This is a genomic window from Archangium sp. (genome assembly GCF_036389735.1).
GTDB lineage: Bacteria > Myxococcota > Myxococcia > Myxococcales > Myxococcaceae > Archangium.
The window spans coordinates 1-3,319 of record NZ_DASVWK010000359.1; the positions used below are offsets into that span (position 1 = coordinate 1).

5 protein-coding genes are annotated in these 3,319 nt (G+C 72.7%); all 5 read right to left on the reverse strand.

What is annotated here, in order from left to right:
• A partial coding sequence (locus VF794_RS12535; protein ID WP_331110042.1) for a histidine phosphatase family protein occupies positions 1-116 on the reverse strand: 116 nt, incomplete at its 3' end.
• A gap of 9 nt (positions 117-125) precedes the next feature.
• Positions 126-917 (reverse strand): tryptophan synthase subunit alpha, encoded by a 792-nt coding sequence (gene trpA / locus VF794_RS12540; RefSeq protein WP_331110035.1) that lies wholly within the window; start codon positions 915-917, stop codon positions 126-128.
• Entirely contained in the window at positions 914-2,122 is a 1,209-nt protein-coding gene (trpB, locus tag VF794_RS12545) for a tryptophan synthase subunit beta (RefSeq protein WP_331110037.1), read from the reverse strand. The genes trpA and trpB overlap by 4 nt, the downstream gene beginning before the upstream one ends.
• Before the next feature lie 8 nt (positions 2,123-2,130).
• Positions 2,131-2,766: a phosphoribosylanthranilate isomerase gene (locus tag VF794_RS12550; RefSeq protein ID WP_331110039.1), complete on the reverse strand. Its 636-nt coding sequence runs from the start codon at positions 2,764-2,766 to the stop codon at positions 2,131-2,133.
• A partial coding sequence (locus VF794_RS12555) for an indole-3-glycerol-phosphate synthase (RefSeq protein ID WP_331110040.1) occupies positions 2,763-3,319 on the reverse strand: 557 nt, incomplete at its 5' end. The genes VF794_RS12550 and VF794_RS12555, both read right to left, overlap by 4 nt.

Here is a 3,319-nt window from a genome sequence, read left to right on the forward strand (position 1 = left end):
ATGCCGCGACCGTCCTCCAACAGGGGAATGTCCGTGCGGCCGGTGTGCTGGCCGCTGCGGCTCCACGCGGTTTCTCCATGACGGACGAGGACGAGTACGGGCGAGCTGGGCTTCATGGGGTTCCTTCAGCGCTTCAGGCCGCGTTTGATCTCCGCGCACACCTGACGGGCCGCGGCGGGGCCGTCCGCCTGCGCCGCACGGACGATGGCGCTGCCCACCACCACGCCGTCCGCGTGCGCTCCCACCACCTGGGCGTGCTCGGCGGTGGAGATGCCGAAGCCCGCCACCACCGGCACCGGCGACAGGCGCCGCACCAGCTCCAGTCGCTCGGACAGGTTCGCCGGCAGCTCCGAGCGCATGCCCGTCACTCCCGCCACCGACACGCAGTAGACGAAGCCCCGCGCGTCCTTCGCGATGCTCTCCGCTCGCGTCGGCGACGTGGTCGGCGCGCACAGGGGGATGAGCTCCATCCCCTCCTTGTCGAAGGTCTCGCGCAAGCTCGCGCTCTCCTCGGGCGGCAGGTCCGGCAGGATGGTGCCCGACACGCCGCGCTCCCGGGCGAGCTTCGCGTAGCGCTCCTCGCCCATCGCCATCACCACGTTGACGTACGTCATCACCACCAGCGGCGTCTGGGGGCAGCGCTGGCGCACCGCCGGCACCACCTCGTCCAGCACCCGCTTGAGCGTGGAGCCGGCCTTCAGCGCCCGCTCGGACGAGGCCTGGATGACCGGGCCGTCCGCGATGGGATCGCTGAACGCCACGCCGATCTCCAGGATGTCCGCGCCACCCTCCACGCACGCGACGAACACGTCCACCGAGCGCGCGAGGTCCGGGTCTCCCGCCATCGCGTACGCCACCAGCGCGCCCTCACCGCGGGCCTTCGCCCGAGCGAACGCCTCCGCGATCTCCCCGCTCATGCGCCCTCCTGACCGACGGCCGGGGGCACGCCCCGCGCCGCGATGGTGGCCACGTCCTTGTCGCCACGGCCCGAGCAGTTGATGACCAGATGCTTGCCCTTGCCCAGCTCGCGCGCCAGCTCCCCCGCTCGCGCGAAGGCGTGCGAGGACTCCAGCGCCGGGAGGATGCCCTCGTTGCGGCACACCAGGTAGAAGGCCTCCAGCGCCTCGTCGTCCGTGGCGGTGCGCACCTCCATCCGGCCCGTCTTCGCCAGGTGCGCCAGCTCCGGCCCCACGCCCGGGTAGTCCAGGCCCGCGGAGATGGAGTGCGCCTCGATGATCTGCCCGTGCTCGTCCTGGAGCACCAGCGAGCGCGAGCCGTGCAGCACGCCCTCGGTGCCCAGCGTCAGGGACGCGCCGTGCTGCCCCGAGTCCAGCCCGTGGCCACCGGCCTCCACGCCCACCAGCCGCACGCTCTTGTCCTCGAGGAAGGGGTGGAGCGCGCCGATGGCGTTCGAGCCGCCGCCGATGCACGCGATGATGGCGTCCGGCAGCTTGCCGAAGGCCACCAGCGACTGCGTGCGGATTTCGCGGCCGATGACGGCCTGGAAGTCCCGGACGATGGTGGGGTAGGGGTGCGGACCGGCCGCGCTCCCAATCACGTAGTAGGTGTCCTCGACCTGCGACACCCAGGTACGCATGGCCTCGTTCATCGCGTCCTTGAGCGTGCGCGAGCCCGACTCCACCGGCCGCACCCTGGCCCCCAGCGCCTTCATGCGGAAGACGTTGAGCGACTGGCGCTCCACGTCCATCGCCCCCATGAAGACTTCGCAGGGCAGGCCGAACAGGGCGCACGCGGTGGCGGTGGCCACGCCGTGCTGGCCCGCGCCCGTCTCCGCGATGATGCGCTTCTTGCCCATCCTTTTCGCCAGCAGCACCTGACCGATGGTGTTGTTGATTTTATGGGCGCCCGTGTGCGCGAGATCCTCGCGCTTGAGCCACACCTCGGCGCCACCCCAGCGCTCGGTCAGCCGGCGCGCGGGCGTCAGCGGCGTCTCGCGCCCGACGAACTCGCGCAGCACCTGCGACACCTGCTCGTCGAAGGCCGGGTCCTTCCGGGCCTCGGCATACGCCTGCTCCAACTCCTGCAGCGCCGGGACGAGCGTCTCCGGCACATAGCGGCCGCCATAACGTCCAAAGCGGCCAGGGATGGTCTGCGTCTCCATGGTTTCCGTTACTCCCAAAGCACGGTCCTCACGGCGCGCACGAAGGCGCGCACCGCTTCCGCATCCTTGATCCCGGGGCTGACTTCCACCCCGCTCGCCACGTCCACGCCGTAGGGCCGGGTGGCCCGCACGGCTTGCTGTACATTGCCCGGGTTGAGCCCGCCGGCCACCAGCACCGGCACGCCCGCGTCCGACAGCCGCGCCACCAGCGACCAGTCGAAGCCCACGCCTCCGCCGCCGTAGCCCGGCGCCGCCCCGTCCAGCAGCAGTGTCGCCACGTCGCCCACGCCCACATAGGCCCGCGCCCGCTCCACGTCCTCGGGGCCGCGCACCCGCAGGGCCTTGATGACGGGCACGCCGTAGCCCGCGCAGGCCTCGGGGGGCTCGTCGCCGTGGAGCTGCACCGCCGTGAGGCCGCACTCGCGCACCCGCGCGCGGATGACGTCCGGAGACTCGTTGACGAAGACGCCCACCACCGTGCCCAGCGCCGGCCGCGTCCGAGCCAGCGCCGCCGCCGTCTCCGCCGTCACGTAGCGCGGCGAGCGCGGGTAGAAGTTGAGCCCCAGCGCGTCCGCGCCCGCGGCCCACGCCATCCGCGCGTCCTCCACGCGGGTGAGGCCACAGATCTTCACCCTCGTGCTCACGGCGCCCCCGCGGGCTTGAGCAGCCGCGCCAGGGCCCGGCCGGGCTCCGCGTCGCGCAGCAGGGACTCGCCCACCAGCACCGCGTCCGCGCCGCATGCCCCGGCCGACGCGAAGTCCTCGCGCGTCTTGAGGCCGCTCTCCGCCACCAGCGCCTTCGCCCGGCTGCGCAGCGTGGGGATGACCTTCAGCGCCGTGGAGATGTCCGTGCGCAGCGTGGCGAGGTTCCGGTTGTTGATGCCCACCAGCTCCGCGCCCGCCTTCAGCGCCCGCTCGGCGTGCTCCTGCGTGTGGGCCTCGACGAGCGCCGCCACCCGGCAGGCCTTCGCCGCCGCCACCATCTCCGCGAGTGGCCCGTCCTCCAGCGCGTCCGCGATGAGCAGCACCGCGTCCGCGCCGAGCGCCGCGCTCTCCTCCACCTCCTGCGGCGCCACCAGGAAGTCCTTGCGCAGCACCGGCAGCGAGATGGCCGCGCGCACCTGGAGCAGGTCCTCGATGCTGCCGCCGAAGTCCACGTCGTCCGTGAGGACACTCACGGCGCTCGCCCCGGCGGCCT